Source organism: Streptomyces sp. NPDC048277, assembly GCF_040652235.1.
Taxonomy (GTDB): domain Bacteria; phylum Actinomycetota; class Actinomycetes; order Streptomycetales; family Streptomycetaceae; genus Streptomyces.
Map to the genome: position 1 here is coordinate 112,985 of NZ_JBEZLQ010000005.1, position 16,399 is coordinate 129,383.

Below are 16,399 nucleotides of genomic sequence, written 5' to 3' on the forward strand. Positions count from 1 at the left end.
CTCACGATGTTCACTCAGGACCGCCGGGTGGTGGCGCGCAGCCCGTGGTACCAGCCGAGCACCCGTCGCTCGACCACCTGGAAGACCACCGACAGCGCGAAGCCGAGCAGCCCGAGCAGCAGGATCCCGGTCCACATGTCGGGGATCGCGAAACCGCGCTGGAACTGCACGATGGTGAAACCGAGTCCGTTGCTGGCCGCGAACATCTCGCTGATGACCATCAGGATGATCCCGATCGACAGCGCCTGCCGCAGGCCCGCGAAGATCTGTGGACTCGCCGAACGCAGCACCAGCGTACGCAACCGGGTCGCGCCCGTGATGCCGTAGGAGCGGGCCGTCTCCGCCATCACCGGGTCCACCGCCCGTACGCCCTCGACGGTGTTGAGCAGGATCGGCCAGACGCAGCCGCTGGCGATCACCACGATCTTCATGCCGTCGCCGATGCCCGCGAACAGCATGATGACCGGGACGAGCACGGGCGGCGGCACCGCCCGCAGGAACTCAAGCACCGGCTCGCACACCGCCCGCACCCGCCGGTACGAGCCGATGACCGTGCCCAGGGCTATGCCTGCCACGGCCGCGATCGCGTATCCGGCGAGCAGCCGCAGCACGCTGCGCAGCAGGTCGTCGCGGAGCCGCTGACCGGTCCAGACGTCGGGAAAGGTCTTCAGGATCGTGCGCAGCGGCGGCCAGTAGACGTTCGTACTGCCGTCGGAGGCCAGCCACCACAGCGCGACCAGCACGGCGGGCAGGGCAACGACGTACAGGGCTTTGAGAAGGACGTTCTTCACAGCGCCACCTCCCCGCGCACCGACTGGTGCCAGGCCAGCGCCCGCCGTTCCACCGAGCGCGCGCCCACGTTGATGACCAGCCCCAGCAGTCCGGTCACCACGATCAGGGCGTACATGTCCGGCACCGCCTGCGAGGACTGGGCGACCGCGATCTGCTGCCCCAACCCCGGTGCGCCGATGACCAGTTCGGCGGTGATGGTGAGGATCAGGGCGACCGCGGCGGCCAGCCGGACGCCGGTCATGACGTACGGCAGCGCGGTCGGCCACAGCACATGGCGGACCCGGGCCCAGGTGCCGAGACCGTACGACCGCGCCGTCTCCTCGGCGACCGGGTCCACGTCCTGGACGCCGTACATCACCTGGATCAGCACCTGCCAGAAGGAGGCGTAGACGACGAGCAGGAGGACCGAGCGGAGTTCGGTGCCGTAGAGCAGGACGGCGAGGGGGATCAGGGCGACCGAGGGGATCGGGCGGAGGAACTCGATCGTGGAGGCGGTGGCCTGGCGCAGATGCGGGACGACGGAGAGGACGAGCCCGGCCACGATGCCGGCGCCGACCGCGATCGCGAGGCCCACGGCCCAGCCGGTGAGGGTGTCGCCGAGCGCCGACCAGAAGGCTCCGTCGGCGAGTTCGGTGCCGAGAGCGCGGGCGATGCGGCTGGTCGGCGGGAAGTAGTCCGCCTTGACCAGGCCGAGCCGCGGCACCGCCTCGCCGAGGGCGAGGAAAGCCGCGAGCCCGGCGGCACCGAGTGCGGTGTTCAGGCCCTTCACGTCAGATCCTTCACGTTCGGGCGCTTCACGGCAGCAGCTTGTCCAGGTCGGGCGCCGTCTTGAAGAGGCCGTCCTGCTCGCTCAGCTTCTCCAGCGCCTCGATCGACGAACGGTTGGGCTCGGCCGGCCACTTGGGCAGGGTCACCTCGGCCAGGACGTCCGCAGGGGTCTTGGTGTACGTGGTGACGATCTGGCGGACCTCGTCCGGGTGCCCGTCGGCGAAGGTCAGCGACTCGGCTATGGCCTCCTGGAACTTCTTCACGACGGCCGGGTTCTTCTGCGCGTACGACGTCGACGTGAAGTACATGGCGACGGTGAGGTTCTGTGCCACGTCGACCAGCGGTGAGGCGATCTCGGTGGCGCCCTGGAGCTTCATGGTCGCGAGGGCCGGCTCGACCGCCATCGCCGCGTCGATCTGGCCCTTGTCGAGCGCGGCCGGCATCTGGTCGAAGGCGAGCTCGACGAACTGCACCTTGTCCGGATCACCACCCGCCTTGCGCACCGACTCGCGTACGGCGGTCTCGTTGATGTTCTTCAGCGTGTTGACGGCGACCTTCTTGCCCTCCAGCTGCTTCGCCGACGTGATGCTGCTGCCCTTCTTCACGACGAGCCCGCCGAAGTCCTTGCCGGCGACGCCCGTCGAGGCCACGCCGTTGGCGATGCCCTTCACCGGCACGCCGTTGGACTGGGCGATCATCAGCGAGGTCACATTGGAGAATCCGAACTGGAACTGACCGCTCGTCACCCCCGGCACGATGGCCGCGCCGCCCTGCGCGAGCGTCATCGACAGCTTCAGGCCGCGCTTGCTGAAGAAGCCCTCCTTCTGGCCGAGATAGAGGGGGGCCACATCGACGATGGGGATGATCCCCACCTTGACGGTGGTGGTGCCGCCCGACGAGGGCGAGGTGGACGACGAGCCCCCGGAGGAGCCGCAGGCCGCCGTGGCGAGCAGGAAGGTGCCGGTCGCTAGACCGGCGAGCAGACGACGCATGGCTCCTCCTGTGCAGACAACGGTGTTCCGACAGGCTGTGCGCTGTGCGCACAATGGTGCTCGGTTGGTGCTCAGCGGGAAGGTAGAACCGGCCGGACGACCCGGTCAATGGGTTTAGCTGACAAAATTGTTGACAGTTATCGAACCGCGCTCTCACCGTGTTCCTCGGCCCGTGTCGGACCGGGGAGGCGCCGATGTCCAGTGATGCCCGCGCACCGCACTTCGTCAGGTCCTTCGAGCGTGGCCTGGCCGTCATCCGCGCCTTCGACGCCGAGCATCCGGCGCGCACGCTCAGCGAGGTGGCCCGTGCCTGCGACCTGACCCGTGCCGCCGCCCGCCGCCTGCTGCTCACCCTCGCCGACCTGGGTTACGTCCACTCCGACGGCCGCCGCTTCCGCCTCACCCCGCGCATCCTGGAACTGGGCTACGCCTATCTCTCCGGCCTCGACCTGCCGAGCCTCGCGCAGCCGCACCTGGAACAACTCGCGGTGCTGGCGGGGGAGTCGGCGTCGCTGTGCGTCCTGGACGGCGACGCCGTCGTGCAGGTGGCCGCCGCCCCGGCCCGGCGGGTGATGGCGGCGACGATCGCGGTGGGGGCCCGCTTCCCGGCGTACGACACGGCGGCGGGGCAGGTGTTACTCGCACTGGCACCCGAATCCTCCCTGTCCGACCCGGACTTGATACGACGTCAGGGATTCGCCCGGTGTGCGGACGACCCGGAGGACGGTGTCAGCACACTGGCCGCCCCGGTGCGGGACCGGAGCGGCCAGGCGGTGGCCGGAGTGAGCCTGGCGGTGCACTCCGGCCGGATGTCCGTCGCCAGGGTGCACCGCGTTCTGCTGCCGCAGCTGCGGGCGGCCGTGGCCGCGATCGAGGCGGACCTGCGGATCACAGATCGAGTACCAGGCGCTCCCCTCGGCACCGGGACACGCAGATGAGCATGGTCTCCCCGGCCGCCCGCTCCTCCTCGCTCAGCACCGAGTCCCGGTGGTCCGGGGTGCCTTCGAGAACATCGGTCTCACAGGTGCCGCAGGTGCCCTCGGTGCAGGAGTAGAGCACCTCGACCCCGGCGGCCCGGACGGTGTCGAGCACGGAGACACCGGGCGCGACGGCGAGGGTACGACCGCTCTGCGCGAGGACGACCTCGAACTCACGCTCCTCGCCCGCCCCTTGCTCCTTCGGCTGGAACCGTTCGACCCGCAGCACGCCCGCCTCGCACCGCTCCTCCACCGCGTCCAGCAACGGCCCCGGACCGCAGCAGTACACGAGGGTGCCCTCCGGCACGTCGTCCAGCACCGCGCCGAGGTCCAGCAGCCCGGTCTCGTCCTGCGGGGCGACGGTCACCCGGCCCCCGCCGTACCGTGCCAGCTCGTCGGTGAACGCCATGGACTGCCGGGTCCGCCCGCCGTACAGCAGGGTCCACCCGGCGCCCGCGGCCTCCGCCGCGGCGACCATGGGCAGGATCGGGGTGATGCCGATGCCGCCGGCGATGAACCGGTAGTGAGAGGCGGGTTCGAGGCGGAAGTGGTTGCGCGGCCCGCGCACCCGCACCTTGTCGCCGACGCCCACCTGCTCGTGGACATGGGCGGATCCGCCCCGCCCGTCGAGCTCCCGCAGTACCGCGATCCGGTAGCCGGTACGGTCCCCGGGGTCCCCGCAGAGCGAGTACTGCCGCTCCAGCGCCGGCCCGAGCAGCACATCGAGATGTGCTCCCGCCTCCCAGCCCGGAAGCTCTGCGCCCAGAGGGTGCCGAAGGGTGAGGGCGAGGACGCCGTCGGCCGCCGACACCCTGTCGCTGACGACCAGTTCGGCTTCGTATGTACTCATGCGGCGCTCTCCGGCGGCTGGTGTCCTTCGGGGTGGCCGAGCATCCACTCCCACATCTCGACCGGGTCCTGCGCGGTGTGCTCGGCTCCGCAGTGGCAGGTGCCGTGCAGCACGTCGGTGCCCGGCAGCCAGTCGATGCGGTAGATCTCACCGGTCGGTGTGCTCACAGGACCTTCTCCACGGGCTTGTCGCCCTCCTCGACCAGCCGGGCGAGGATACGGCGGGCGGCGAGGCCGCCGGTGTCGATGTTGATGCTGAGCTCCTGGTAGCCGGAGCGCTCCGAACCCAGCGTCCGCTGAAGGAGGTTGAGGGCGTCGACGTCCTGCATGACCACGGTGTGGTTGTTGCCGCGCAGGAACTCGGTGACCTCCTCGTCGTCCGTGGCCCAGTCCCGGGAGACCATCCAGAAGTCGTACACCTTGCCGTCCGAGGACGGGGTGATCGCGTAGGTGATCTCGGTGTGGAAGCCGTTCGGGTCACTGCCGTCGGCCTCCGGCACCACGCCGACCGGCGCGATCCGGCTGTGCAGCAGATACAGGCACGGCGCGTGGTACTCGATGTCCTGCCAGCGCGTGATCCGGCCCTCGATCCCGGTCGACCGGGCGTAGAACGGCGGGCACTCGGCGTCGTCCATGTGCCGGCTCACCCGCACGATCCCGGCGCCCTCGTCGACCTCCGTGGTGATGGGCGTCTCGGCGACCTCGGGGGTGCCGATGTAGCCGCCGTGCAGATAGGTCTCGTGGGAGAGGTCGAGGAGGTTGTCCACGAGCAGGCCGTAGTCGGCGTCGATCGGCTCCATGCCACGGACGGTCGTCCAGCCGGGGGCGTCGAGGTGACGCGCCCGCGGGACGGACTGCGGGTCGGCGAGCGCCGGGTCGCCGATCCACACCCACACCAGGGAGTCCTGCTCGACGACCGGGTAGGAGGCGACACGAGCGGTACGCGGGATGCGTTTCTGCCCCGGCACGTACACACACGCGCCGGTCCGGTCGTAGGTGAACCCGTGGTACCCGCACACGATCCGGTCCCCGTCGAGCCCGCTCTCCGACAGCGGGTAACGGCGGTGCACACAGCGGTCGCTGAGGGCGACCGGGGCGTTGTCCTCCTCGGCCCGGTAGAACACCAGCGGCTCCCCGAGAATCGTCCGCCCAAGCAACTCCCGCCCCACCTCGTGACTGTAGGCGGCGACGTACCACTGGTTCCTGGCGAAGGCGGTGATGTGCGGCATGGGTGCGGCTCCCGTCGTTGGGTCGTGGCGACATCGTCGGGAAGGGCGCCACGGCGCCGCAATACCTCTTCCGCCTTGTGGAAGGGGCTGGGAAAAATGCCTGTTCCCGGTGTGCGGGAAGGAAACCGAGGATGCTCCGGTGCCCGGCCGTCAGCAGATGCGAGGCGCCCCGATGAGCGCGACCGCGGTTCGATGCCAGTCCGCCCGGAAACGACGGCGTGCAGCCCCGCCTACCGCCGTCGTCCACGACGGCGACCGGGGCTATGCGGCCACCTGGATCACCTGCTTGCCCACTACGCCGCCCTGTTCGAACGCCTGGTGTGCCGCGGCCGTGTCCGCGAGCGGATGGACGCCGTCGACCACGGGGCGTAGCGCGCCCGAAGTGACATGGTCGGCCAGATCGCGGAGCAGGGCGGTGCCGGGATTGGCGCTGAAGGCGCGGATGCGGCGGGAGCCGTACACGCTCGACGCGGCGATTGCGGCCAGGGCCGAGGCGGACAGCCCGACGGTGGTCATGCGTCCTCCCTTGGCCAGCCGGTTCCGGTAGCAGTTCAGCTCCGAGCCGACGGTGTCGAGGATGACGTCGAAGGGCCCGACCTGCTCCGAGGCGGTGGAGCCGTAGTCGAGAACCTCGTCGGCGCCGAGGCCGGTGAGGAGCTGGGTGTGGCGGTCGCGGGCCAGCGCGGTGACGTGGGCGCCCATCGCGTGTGCCAGTTGCACCGCGGCGGTGCCGACACCGCCGGCCGCGCCCCGGACCAGAACCCGTTCCCCGGCGGCGAGGCGCACGCTGTCGCGCAGCGCGATCAGCGCGGTGGCACCTGCGACGACCAGGGAGGCAGCTTCCACCAGGGAGCTGCCCGCCGGCGCCGGCGCGATGCGGTCCGCGGACACCACGACGAATTCGGCCGCTCCGCCCGTGGTGTGCCGCTGCCGGGGATGCACCATGCCCCACACCCGGTCTCCGGCCCGGTAACTCTCGACATCAGCGCCGGTCGCGGCGACGACGCCCGCGAAGTCCAGCCCCACACCGATCGGGAACCGGCGTCCGGAGACCATTTTCAGCCCGCCCTCGCGGACGAGCACGTCGTGTCCGTTCACGCTGGACGCCTCGACCGACACCAGTACCTCGCCCGCACCGGGAACGGGACGAGCGACCTCGTTCATCCGCAGGACGTCCGCCGCACCGTAGCTCATGATCTGAACGGCCTTCATGTCGTTGTCCTTCCGTGGCCGACTGTGGATCCGATGCTGGAGCCTGCGCGCGGCATCTCGGTCGTTCCCCCTGTCCTGGGTCTGGCAGACCCACCCTCACGAGCCGCGGCCGGGGGATACTGACGCCGTGACCGACGATCACCTTGCCGCGAACGACGAACCCCGGCGTGAACTCGCCGAGTTCCTGCGAACCCGCCGGACTCGGCTGCTGCCGCAGGACGTCGGTCTGGTGCCCGGCCCGAGGCGGCGTGTCGCCGGGCTGCGCCGGGAGGAACTGGCCCTGCTGGCCGGGGTGAGCGCGGACTACTACCAGCGCATGGAGCAGGGACGCGACGTCCGGCCCTCGGAACAGGTCCTGGACGCTCTCGCGCGCGCCCTGAACTTCTCCGCCGAGGAGTCCCGCCACCTGCACAGCCTCGCCGCCGCCGCGCGCACGCCCGCCCGCAGTCCACGCCGGCGCGCGCCGGAGGTGGTACCTCCCACCACGCTGCGGCTGCTGCACACCATGACCACGCCCACGATGGTCGTCGGCCGTTTCCTGGACGTCCTGGCATGGAATCCGCTGGCAGGTGCCCTGCTGGGCGAGTTCACCCGGCTTCCCCAGGCCGAACGCAACCTCCTCATGCTGCTGTTGCACCCCGAAGCGGACCAGGCATGCCCGGACCGGGCGGCCACCGTCGCCGAGCTGACCGGGATGCTGCGGACCCAGGTCGCCGCCGACCCGGGCCATCCGCGGGGCGTGGAACTTGTCGGCGAACTCGCCGTACGCAGCGACGAGTTCGCAGTGCTCTGGGCCCGCCATGACGTCGAAGAGGTCACCCGCGGCCGGATGCGTGTCCATCACCCGATGGCCGGCGAGCTGAACCTGGACTGGGACGCCTACCCGATTCCCGGCGCTCCCGGCCCGGTGCTCATCACCTACACCGCCGAAGCGGGCAGCCCCGACGACGAGCGACTCCACCTGCTGGCCGCCTTGCTCGACGCACCAGGCACGACACCGGCGGTCACCCGACAACCGTGACATGACCGCTCGCTCGCGGCCGGCGCCGGACCTTCGCGCGGGCGACAGTCCGCGGGGGCGGGTGCGGGCCACCTCCGGAACGTGCAGGATGCGGCCGTCGGACGGCAGCGGCAGCCCCGGCACCTGCATGGGCAGGGCGGAGCAATCGAGGGTCGTGAGCAGGGGGAAGTACGGATCCGGGGCCTTTGACGGCAGAAACAGCGGGCCGCGAGTGCGCGATGCCCTTGCTGTTCCAGCACCGCTCCGGACTGCCCCCGCACGTACACCGATCTTCACCGCCCCACCATCGCCGCCGCATCCCTCAACGCCCCTCCCGAGGGGCGGGCGCGGCAAGGCTGAGAGGATGTTCGTCATGGCGACGAAGAGGTACGAAGGCGCGTTCGACATGGACTCCGCGAGCCCCGACCCGGAACGGTGGCCGGTCAAGCTCATCGTCCACTACACCGACGACACCTACAACGTGGAGTTCTTCGAGGACGCGCCGCACGACTACGCCGAGCACCTCACGCTCGTCAACACCGTGCACAGCGCGCGCATCGAAGTCATGGGCTCCCACCCCGCCGAGTGGTACGAGTACCGCGACGGCGTGCGAGTCGGCTAGGCGTCCTGTTCCGGGACGCTGGTGACAATGTGCTGCCTTCAGTCGCGCGTGGCCGAGCCGGATGCGCGGGGGAGGTCCTGTTCGGCCCAGACGACCTTGCCGTCCGGGGTCGAGCGGGAGCCCCACCTGCGGGACAGGTTGGCGACTAGGAAGAGGCCGCGGCCGCTTTCGTCCGTGACTCGTGCGCGGCGCGGACGCGGGGTCAGGGTGTCGGTGTCGGACACCTCGCAGGTCAGGACCTGGTGGCGGAGGAGCCGGAGCGTGATCGGTCCGGTGCTGTGGTGGAGGGCGTTGGTGACGAGTTCGCTCACGATCAGTTTCGTGGAGTCCTCGAGACCGTCCAGGCCCCACTCCGTCAGCTGACGAGCTGTCAGGTGCCGGGCGTGACGGACGGCGGAGCGGTCGTCGGGCAGGACCCAGGTGGCCACCCGGTCGGGACCGAGGGAGTGGGTCCGGACCAGGAGGAGGGTGACGTCGTCGCATGGAGCGCGGTCGGGAAGGGTCCGTGTCGCGATGTCACAGAGGTCGTCGAGGGATCGGCCCGGTTGGGCGAGGGCGGTGCCCAGCCGGTGCATCCCCTCGTCGATGTCGTGGTCGCGGGTCTCGATCAGGCCGTCGGTGTACAGGGCGAGGACGCTCCCCTCGGCCAGTTCCCACTCCACGGACTCGACGGGATCCCCCAGGCCGACACCGAGCGGGGCTCCGGTGGGGAGGTCCGGGTAGGAGACCCGCCCCTGCGGGTCGACGACCGCGGGCGGGGGATGCCCGGCCGATGCCATGGTGCAGCGGCGGGTGGCGGGGTCGTACACCGCGTACAGGCAGGTGGCACCCGCCAGCATCGGGGTCGGATCCGGGAGATCGCAGTCGTCGTCGCCCATCCGCTGGACGGTGTCGTCGAGGTGGGCCAGCAGTTCGTCGGGGGGAAGTTCCATGTCGGCGAGCGTGTGGACGGCGGAGCGGAGTCTCCCCATGGTCACGGCGGCGTGGAGGCCGTGACCGACCACGTCGCCGACGACGAGCGCGACCCGCGCGCCGGACAGCGGGATGACGTCGAACCAGTCGCCGCCGACCCCGCGGTCCACGTCCGCGGGCAGGTACCGCGACGCCACATCGACCGCCGTGCCACCCGTCAGACGGCGGGGCAGGAGATTGCGTTGCAGGGTGAGGGCGACGCTGTGTTCGCGAGCGTACTGACGGGCGTTGTCCAACGACTGGGCGGCACGGCCGACCAGCTCTTCGGCGAGGAGCAGATCGACCTCCTGGAACGGCACGGGATCCGTCGTGCGGACGAACAGCGCCACGCCCAGCAGGGTGCGCCCGGTACGGATGGGTATGGCCATGATCGAGTGCATGCCGCTCTCGTGGACCCCGTGCGCCTGTTCCGGCAGCTTGTCGACCCATGTGCCCGAAGCGGTGTCCAGGACGGGCTCGAAGTGGGACTTCCCGGCGAGCATCTTGGCGGGGAGGGGTGAGGTGGGAGGCAGGTTGACGGGCTCGCCGCGCACCCAGGGGGACTCCGGCACACCTTGGTGGACCGAGGCCAGACCCGCCCGCCGGAAAGCGGGGAGGGGCCCGCCCGTCGAGCCGACACGCACCGGCGGCCCCTCTCCGAACGAGATCGACTGCTCCAGATCCACGGCGACGTAGTCGGCGAGCAGGGGCACGGCGAGGTCGGCCAGCTCCTGGCTCGCCTGCATCACGTCCAGGGTGCTGCCCAGCCGCGCACCGGCCTCGCTGAGGACGGCGAGGGTCTGGCGCGACCGCCGGCTCTCGACGACGTCGACGCTGATGACACACACCCCCAGCGATGCGCCGTCGGCACCCTGGAGGCACTGGAACGAAGCCGCGAACTGGTGCTCCATGTCCTGGCTCGTCGGCATCCACGTCCGGTACTCGTGGACCTTGGTCGCACCGCTCTGCAGGACCTGCCGCATCACCGCCTCGATGGTCTCGCCCTCGGCACCGGGCACCACCTCGGTGAACCGGCGGCCGAGGCGTCGCTGACGGGGAACGCCGTCGTGGCGCTCGGCGACGTCGTTCACGTAGACGGATCGCAGGTGCCGGTCACGGATGCCGACACCGATCGGCGCGCGGGCGAGGAGGGATCCCCGCACCGCTCTGTCCATCGCGTCCCCGGACTGCGGCACGCCGTCGGTCACGGACGCGAGCCATCGCGTCGCCCCGCCCTGACCGCGCAACGTCGTGATCCGCACGTTGACGTCGAGCACCCGGCCGTCCCGGCCGCGCACCGCCGTCACCCCCGACCAGCCGTTCTCGGCGCGGCACCGCTCCACGAACGCCGGTGTGGTCGTCGCTTGCCCGAAGGACGGAAACACGAGCGCCGCGGACCGTCCCACGATGTCTCCGGCGGAGTATCCGACGAGCCGTTCGGCGGTGTGCGTCCATGCGGCGACCGTCCCCCGCTCGTCGAGCAGCGCCATCGCCGTGTCGGAGATATCGGATGCGTTCAACTGCTTGCCGAGTGTCACCGCGTCTGCCGCCGCATCTGTCACCGCGTCGAAGGTGGTCATGGTCATCGGTTGCCGTCCTCCAGGGTTGTGAAAGCCGACGGTAGGGAGGGTCTGAGCAATGAGCTCGTTTTGCATCGAATGACCGGATAGATGTTGATTCTGTGACGCGGGCCCGGCGGCCCGGTCGGCGGCTCTCGCTCAAGAGGCTTGTCCGTACGGGTCGTTGACATGCCCCTGTCTTGTGGCTAGCTTCACGGGGAGTCCCCCCTGTGCCCCCGGGCGTCCGCAGCCCCAGGGCCCCATCGGAGCGCTCGAATTCCAGGCATCTCATCTCCACGGTTAGACAACGTTGTCAGCCCTCGGTGATCCGGATCCACCCGTCTCGGCAAGCTCGCTCATCGCCCGGGGTCGCTTTCCCGGCACGAAGACAACGTTGTCGGCCTCGCTTCCGAGTAGAGGAGAAAACCCCGCGATGACACGACTGTTGAGACCCCCCGGAACCATGGCGATCGGTCTCCTCGCGGCCGCGGCGCTGGCCGCGGCCGGGCTGTGCACGCCTGCGTGGGCGGCCGGGAAGGCCGCGCTCGTCACCGCGCCGGCGACGCTGGTCAACCCGTTCATCGGCACGTCGAACCAGGCCGACGACTTCCCGGGCGCCGACGTCCCGTTCGGCATGGTGCAGTGGAGCCCGGACACCCCGTCGCGTCCCGACGGCGGGGGCTACGAGTACAACGACTCGTCGATCACCGGTTTCAGCCTGACCCACATCGCCGGGCCGGGCTGTGGGGCGGCCGGTGACATACCGGTGCTGCCCACGGTCGGGGCCGTGAACACCGGCGCGACGGACACGTTCTCGCACGCCGACGAGTCGGCGTCCGCAGGGTCGTACAAGGTCGCGCTCGACAACCAGGTGACCACCGAGCTGACCACCACGACGCGCAGCGGTATGGCGCGCTTCACCTTCCCCTCGACCAGCCAGGCCAATCTGGTCTTCAAGTTGACGGGCAGTCAGAACGGTGCCACGTCGACACAGTTCACCAAGGTGTCGAGCACCGAGGTGAGCGGGCAGGTGACCAGCGGCCACTTCTGCGGCGCCTCGAACACGTACACCGTCTACTTCGACATGGTCTTCGACCAGCCGTTCGCCTCGCAGGGCAGCTCGCTCGCCCAGGCGTCGACCGCGGCTTCCCCGGCGCCCGCCAAGGCGTCGAAGAACGCCGCCGAGAAGCCCAACAAGCCGGTGCTGCACGGCAAGAACCCCAGCGCTTCGAACTCGAAGTCGTCGAAGTCCTCGACGACCACGAAGTCCACGAAGTCCATGAAGTCCGCGGAGGCCGGCGCCGCACCCGATGTCGCCGCCTCGAACGGCTACGTCACCTTCGACACCACGTCCAACCCGGTCGTGCAGGCCAAGGTCGGCATCTCCTACGTGTCGGTGGCGAACGCGGTCGCCAACCGGACTGCGGAGAACGCCGGTTGGGACTTCGACGCGACCCGCACCGCGGCGCAGAACGCGTGGAACAGCACGCTCGGCAAGGTACAGATCGCCGGCGGGACGGCCGCGCAGCAGCAGACCTTCTACACCGCGCTCTACCACTCGCTGCTGCACCCGAACGTGATCAGCGACACCAACGGCCAGTACTACGGCTTCGACGGGAAGACGCACACCGTGGACGCCGGCCACAGCGCGGTGTACGCGAACTACTCCGGCTGGGACATCTACCGTTCGCAGGCCCAGCTCGAAGCCCTGGTCGCTCCCCAGGCCGCCTCCGACACCGCGCAGTCGATGGTCGACGACTACGCGCAGACCGGGATCTTCCCCAAGTGGTCGGAGAACAACGGCGAGTCGTACGTCATGGTCGGTGACCCGGCGGACGCCATCCTCGCCGACTACTACGCCTTCGGCGCCCGGAGCTTCGACGCGACGACCGCCCTGGCCGACATGGTCAAGCAGGCGAGCACGGCCAACAACGACCGGCCCGGCCTCGCCTACCTGAACTCGCCGGGATACATGCCGCACGACGGCAGCTACGGCTGCTGCAACTTCTACGGTCCGGTGGCCACCACCCTGGAGTACGACACCGCCGACTTCGCGCTCTCCGCGATGGCCGGGGCGCTCGGCGACACCGCGAACCAGAAGACGTACGCCAACCGCGCGCAGGACTGGCGCAACGTGCTCAACCCGGCCTCCGGTTTCGTGGAACCGCGTAACGCCAGTGGCTCGTGGACCGGTGGTTTCGACCCCACCAGCGGCACCGACATGGTCGAGGCCGACTCGTGGATCTACACCGGGATGGTCCCGTTCGACATCGGCGGCCTGACGCACGCCAAGGGCGGCAACACCGCGATGAACCACTACCTGGACACCGTGCTGCGCAGCTACACCGGCGCCGACGGCTACGCCTGGGTCGGCAACGAACCGAGCATCGAACTGCCGTGGGAGTACGACTACACGGGGCAGCCCTACAAGACGCAGGGCACGGTGCGGGCGATCCAGGACCAGATCTGGTCGAACACCCCGGGCGGCCTCGCCGACGGCAACGACGATCTCGGCGCGATGAGCGCCTGGTACGTCTGGTCGGCGCTCGGCATGTTCCCCGAGACGCCCGGAACCTCCGATCTGGCCCTGGGATCACCGCTGTTCACGCAGGCCGTGGTCACCCTTCCCTCGGGCAACACGCTGACGGTCAACGGCAACGGCGCCGCCGACAACGCCCCCTACGTCCAGTCCGCGGCGTGGAACGGAACGGCGTGGAACAACGCCTACGCTCCCACCACGGCGATCACGGCCGGCGGCACGCTGGACTTCACGCTGGGCACCGGCGCCAACACCTCGTGGGCGACCGCGGCCACCGCCGCCCCGCCCTCGTACGCGGGGGACACCACGGCGCCGGCCTCGCCGCGGATCGGCACCCTGGGCTCCTCGGTGGGCTCCGGCCTGTGCGCGGACGTCGCCTCCTCGGGCACCTCCGACGGCACCCATGTTCAGATCTGGGGCTGCGACGACACGTACGCCCAGGACTGGATCGTCGCCGGTGACGGAACGGTCCGCTCCCTCGGCAAGTGCCTGGACGCCGATCACAGCGGGACCACCAACGGCACCCTGATCCAGCTGTGGACCTGCAACGGCACCGGTGCCCAGCAGTGGACCGCCGGCGCCAACGGGTCCCTGGTCAACCCCGAGTCGAACCTGTGCCTGGACGACCCCAACTCCTCGACCGCGAACGGCACCCAGCTCCAGCTGTACACCTGTAACGGTACGGCGGCCCAGAACTGGAAACTGCCGAGCTGAGGCGACGGCGGGGCAGCCGACCGCCCCGCCCGACCGCCCCGCCCGGACGTCTCGCCGTAACAGCCGTCCCCGCGTCCGCCGCCGCCCGTCGCCGTCTCCGGCTCCTCGCCGGGGCCCCGGTCACCGGCCCGGATGCGGGGGCGGCGGGGCCAGAGCCTGGAGCGCGGAGAGCGCGCCGTCGGTGAGCGGGGACGGTGGGGCCGATTCGGGCGGGACCCTGCGGAAGGCGCTCGGGGACATCCCGTAGACGGCCCGGAACCGGCGGGAGAAGTGGTACGCGTCGGCGAAGCCGCACTGGACCGCTATGGCGCGGAGCGAGAGGTTGCTCAGCCACAGCAGCGGCTCGGCCCTCGCCAGCCTGAGCCGTTCCAGCGCTGCCACGGGGCCGACGCCGAGGTGCCGTCGGCAGATTCGGGACAGTGTGCTCTCCGAGACTCCGGCCGCGCGCGCCAGCCGTGGCAGGGCGAGCGGCCGGGCGACGCCGTCCGACCAGTGGGAGCGGACCGCGGCCATCATGGCGACCAGCGGCTCCGGGAGCGGCCGCGCGCCGGTCTCCGGGCCGGTGCCGTGCACGAAGGTGAAGAGCAGCAGCCGCAGGGTCTCCTCGGCGTGCCGCTCCCAGGCCGGGGGGCGGGTCGCGCCGAGAGTCAGCAGGTACTGGCAGAGCGCGGCCATCGGATCGCCCCGCCCCGTCAGGTCCCGGACGACCGGCCAGCCGGTGTCGTCGGGGACGTCGGGGCCCCGTACGGCGGGCGACAGCCGGAAGTGCGCGTAGGCATGCCGGGTGGGGCGGCGGGTGTCCCAGTGGAAGGTGTCGCGCATTCCGGGCCGCACGAGCAGCAGCGCACTGGGCGTCAGGGGTACGGTCAGGTCCCCGCAGACCCAGCGGGCGCTCCCGTGCAGCAGCCAGACGAACTCGTACGACCCCGCGTCCCTGGGGCCGAAGACCGACCCGGGCGGGTAGTCGGCGACCGCGGGACCGAGCCGGGCCAGGAGCATCGGGGCGAGGGCGAGCAGGGGCGGAACGGGTCCGGCGCGGCCCACCACGGGCTCGCCTGTCGCAGCCGCCGCTCCTGCGTCACCTGCCGGAGCCGCCGCTCCTGCGTCACCTTTCGCAGCTCCCGTCGCTGCGTCACCTGCCGGACCCGCCGTCGCTGCCTCGCCTGTCGCAGCCGCCGCCTCTGCGTGGCCTCTCCCAGCCCCCGTCGTCGCCTCACCTCCCGCAGCCCCCGTCACCGCGTCACCTGTCGCAGCCTCCGGACCGGTCGCGCCGTACCCGGGGTGTGCGGATGTCGGTGGTGCCTTTGTAGGCGTACGGGTCCCGGCCCGTGACCAGCACGATGTCCCTGAAGTCGGCCTGGGCCATGGGCACTTCGGCCTCGGGGGGTGCCCAGGGGAGCAGGGACGAGGCGCTCATGTAGTGGTTGACCAGGGCCCGCCGGAAGCCCCGCCGGCCGGTGTTGGGCAGCGACTTGTGCAGCAGGTAGCCGTTGAAGAGCAGCACCGATCCGGCGGCGATCTCGACGGGCACGGCGGCGGTCTCGTCGTAGGGAAAGCCGTAGGACTCGGCTGTGCAGTCGTAACGGGCGTCGTCGTGCTGCCGGTTGGGGTAGATGACGCCGGGCCGGTGCGAACCCGGCAGGACCCACAGGCAGCCGTTGTCGACGGTGGCGTCGTCGAGGGCGAGCCAGGCGGCGGTCAGGGACCGGTCCCGGGTGGGGATGAACATCTCGTCCTGGTGCCAGGCCTGACCCGGCCTGCCCTCGGACTTGACGAACAGCATCGACTGCATCGCCTTGATGTCGGGACCGATCACTTGGGCCAGGGGTCCGACGACGGCGGGATGGCGCATGGTGTCGAGCATGAGCGCCGACAGCTTGTGCGGATAGTGCACGCACAGGAACCGCCGTACGGTGTCGTCGTCGCTCTCGCCCGCGACCGGCGGCGGCGCACCCTCGACGAAGCCTCGCTCGCCCCGGCAGATCCGCACGGTCTCCGCACGCAGCTCAGCCACCTCCTCCGGCGCCAGGGCATCCGGCAGCACGGCGTAACCGTCCCGGTCGAAGCGGGACATGAGGTCGTCGTCGGCGGTGGCGGTGTGCTCCGCACCGGTGCGGACGGTCATCGGGTTCCCCTCCTCGCCGGGATGCGATCGCGCTTCCGATGGTCCTGAACTTCGCGTCCGCGTGCCATGG

14 protein-coding genes are annotated in these 16,399 nt (G+C 70.6%); 4 read left to right on the top strand and 10 right to left on the bottom strand.

Going from position 1 to position 16,399, the window contains the following annotated elements; genetic code table 11:
* Positions 1–14: 14 nt before the first annotated feature.
* From AB0D85_RS13355 to AB0D85_RS13365, 3 genes are read right to left on the bottom strand one after another with little or no spacing between them, the layout of a single operon-like run.
* Positions 15–791, bottom strand: coding sequence for an ABC transporter permease subunit (locus AB0D85_RS13355; RefSeq protein ID WP_362318283.1), 777 nt, complete (start codon positions 789–791; stop codon positions 15–17).
* Positions 788–1,561, bottom strand: a complete 774-nt coding sequence (locus tag AB0D85_RS13360; RefSeq protein WP_362318285.1) for an ABC transporter permease — start codon at positions 1,559–1,561, stop codon at positions 788–790. The genes AB0D85_RS13355 and AB0D85_RS13360 overlap by 4 nt, the downstream gene beginning before the upstream one ends.
* Positions 1,562–1,586: 25 nt before the next feature.
* Positions 1,587–2,552: an ABC transporter substrate-binding protein gene (locus tag AB0D85_RS13365; protein ID WP_362318288.1), complete on the bottom strand. Its 966-nt coding sequence runs from the start codon at positions 2,550–2,552 to the stop codon at positions 1,587–1,589.
* A gap of 194 nt (positions 2,553–2,746) precedes the next feature.
* Between AB0D85_RS13365 and AB0D85_RS13370 the strand changes: the two genes are divergently transcribed.
* Positions 2,747–3,490: an IclR family transcriptional regulator C-terminal domain-containing protein gene (locus tag AB0D85_RS13370; RefSeq protein ID WP_362318290.1), complete on the top strand. Its 744-nt coding sequence runs from the start codon at positions 2,747–2,749 to the stop codon at positions 3,488–3,490.
* Here the strand turns inward: AB0D85_RS13370 and AB0D85_RS13375 are convergent.
* From AB0D85_RS13375 to AB0D85_RS13390, 4 genes are all read right to left on the bottom strand, one after another.
* A complete protein-coding gene (locus tag AB0D85_RS13375; RefSeq protein ID WP_362318293.1) occupies positions 3,441–4,379 on the bottom strand; it encodes a PDR/VanB family oxidoreductase in 939 nt (312 codons plus the stop codon). The genes AB0D85_RS13370 and AB0D85_RS13375 overlap by 50 nt on opposite strands.
* Entirely contained in the window at positions 4,376–4,546 is a 171-nt protein-coding gene (locus tag AB0D85_RS13380) for a hypothetical protein (protein ID WP_362318295.1), read from the bottom strand. Before AB0D85_RS13380 ends, AB0D85_RS13375 begins: the two co-directional genes overlap by 4 nt.
* Complete coding sequence (locus AB0D85_RS13385) at positions 4,543–5,607, bottom strand: aromatic ring-hydroxylating dioxygenase subunit alpha (protein ID WP_362318298.1); 1,065 nt, start codon at positions 5,605–5,607, stop codon at positions 4,543–4,545. Before AB0D85_RS13385 ends, AB0D85_RS13380 begins: the two co-directional genes overlap by 4 nt.
* Positions 5,608–5,868: 261 nt before the next feature.
* Entirely contained in the window at positions 5,869–6,819 is a 951-nt protein-coding gene (locus tag AB0D85_RS13390) for an NAD(P)-dependent alcohol dehydrogenase (RefSeq protein ID WP_362318301.1), read from the bottom strand.
* Positions 6,820–6,946: 127 nt separating this feature from the next.
* On the opposite strand from AB0D85_RS13390, the gene AB0D85_RS13395 reads away from it, so the two are divergent.
* Together AB0D85_RS13395 and AB0D85_RS13400 are read left to right on the top strand one after the other, a co-directional pair.
* Complete coding sequence (locus tag AB0D85_RS13395) at positions 6,947–7,840, top strand: helix-turn-helix transcriptional regulator (RefSeq protein WP_362318304.1); 894 nt, start codon at positions 6,947–6,949, stop codon at positions 7,838–7,840.
* Between the two features lie 352 nt (positions 7,841–8,192).
* The gene (locus AB0D85_RS13400; RefSeq protein ID WP_362318307.1) at positions 8,193–8,441 is read left to right on the top strand and encodes a hypothetical protein; all 249 of its coding nucleotides are present in this window, start codon (positions 8,193–8,195) and stop codon (positions 8,439–8,441) included.
* Positions 8,442–8,479: 38 nt separating this feature from the next.
* Here AB0D85_RS13400 and AB0D85_RS13405 read toward each other — a convergent pair whose 3' ends face one another.
* Positions 8,480–10,978: a SpoIIE family protein phosphatase gene (locus tag AB0D85_RS13405; RefSeq protein WP_362318310.1), complete on the bottom strand. Its 2,499-nt coding sequence runs from the start codon at positions 10,976–10,978 to the stop codon at positions 8,480–8,482.
* 406 nt (positions 10,979–11,384) lie between these two features.
* On the opposite strand from AB0D85_RS13405, the gene AB0D85_RS13410 reads away from it, so the two are divergent.
* Positions 11,385–14,204, top strand: coding sequence for a lectin (locus tag AB0D85_RS13410; RefSeq protein WP_362318313.1), 2,820 nt, complete (start codon positions 11,385–11,387; stop codon positions 14,202–14,204).
* Positions 14,205–14,324: 120 nt separating this feature from the next.
* Here the strand turns inward: AB0D85_RS13410 and AB0D85_RS13415 are convergent, their stop codons facing one another.
* Positions 14,325–15,251, bottom strand: a complete 927-nt coding sequence (locus AB0D85_RS13415; protein ID WP_362318315.1) for a helix-turn-helix transcriptional regulator — start codon at positions 15,249–15,251, stop codon at positions 14,325–14,327.
* A 193-nt stretch (positions 15,252–15,444) separates the two neighbouring features.
* On the bottom strand, positions 15,445–16,329 hold the full coding sequence (locus AB0D85_RS13420) for a phytanoyl-CoA dioxygenase family protein (protein ID WP_362318318.1): 885 nt from the start codon (positions 16,327–16,329) through the stop codon (positions 15,445–15,447).
* Positions 16,330–16,399 lie beyond the last annotated feature (70 nt).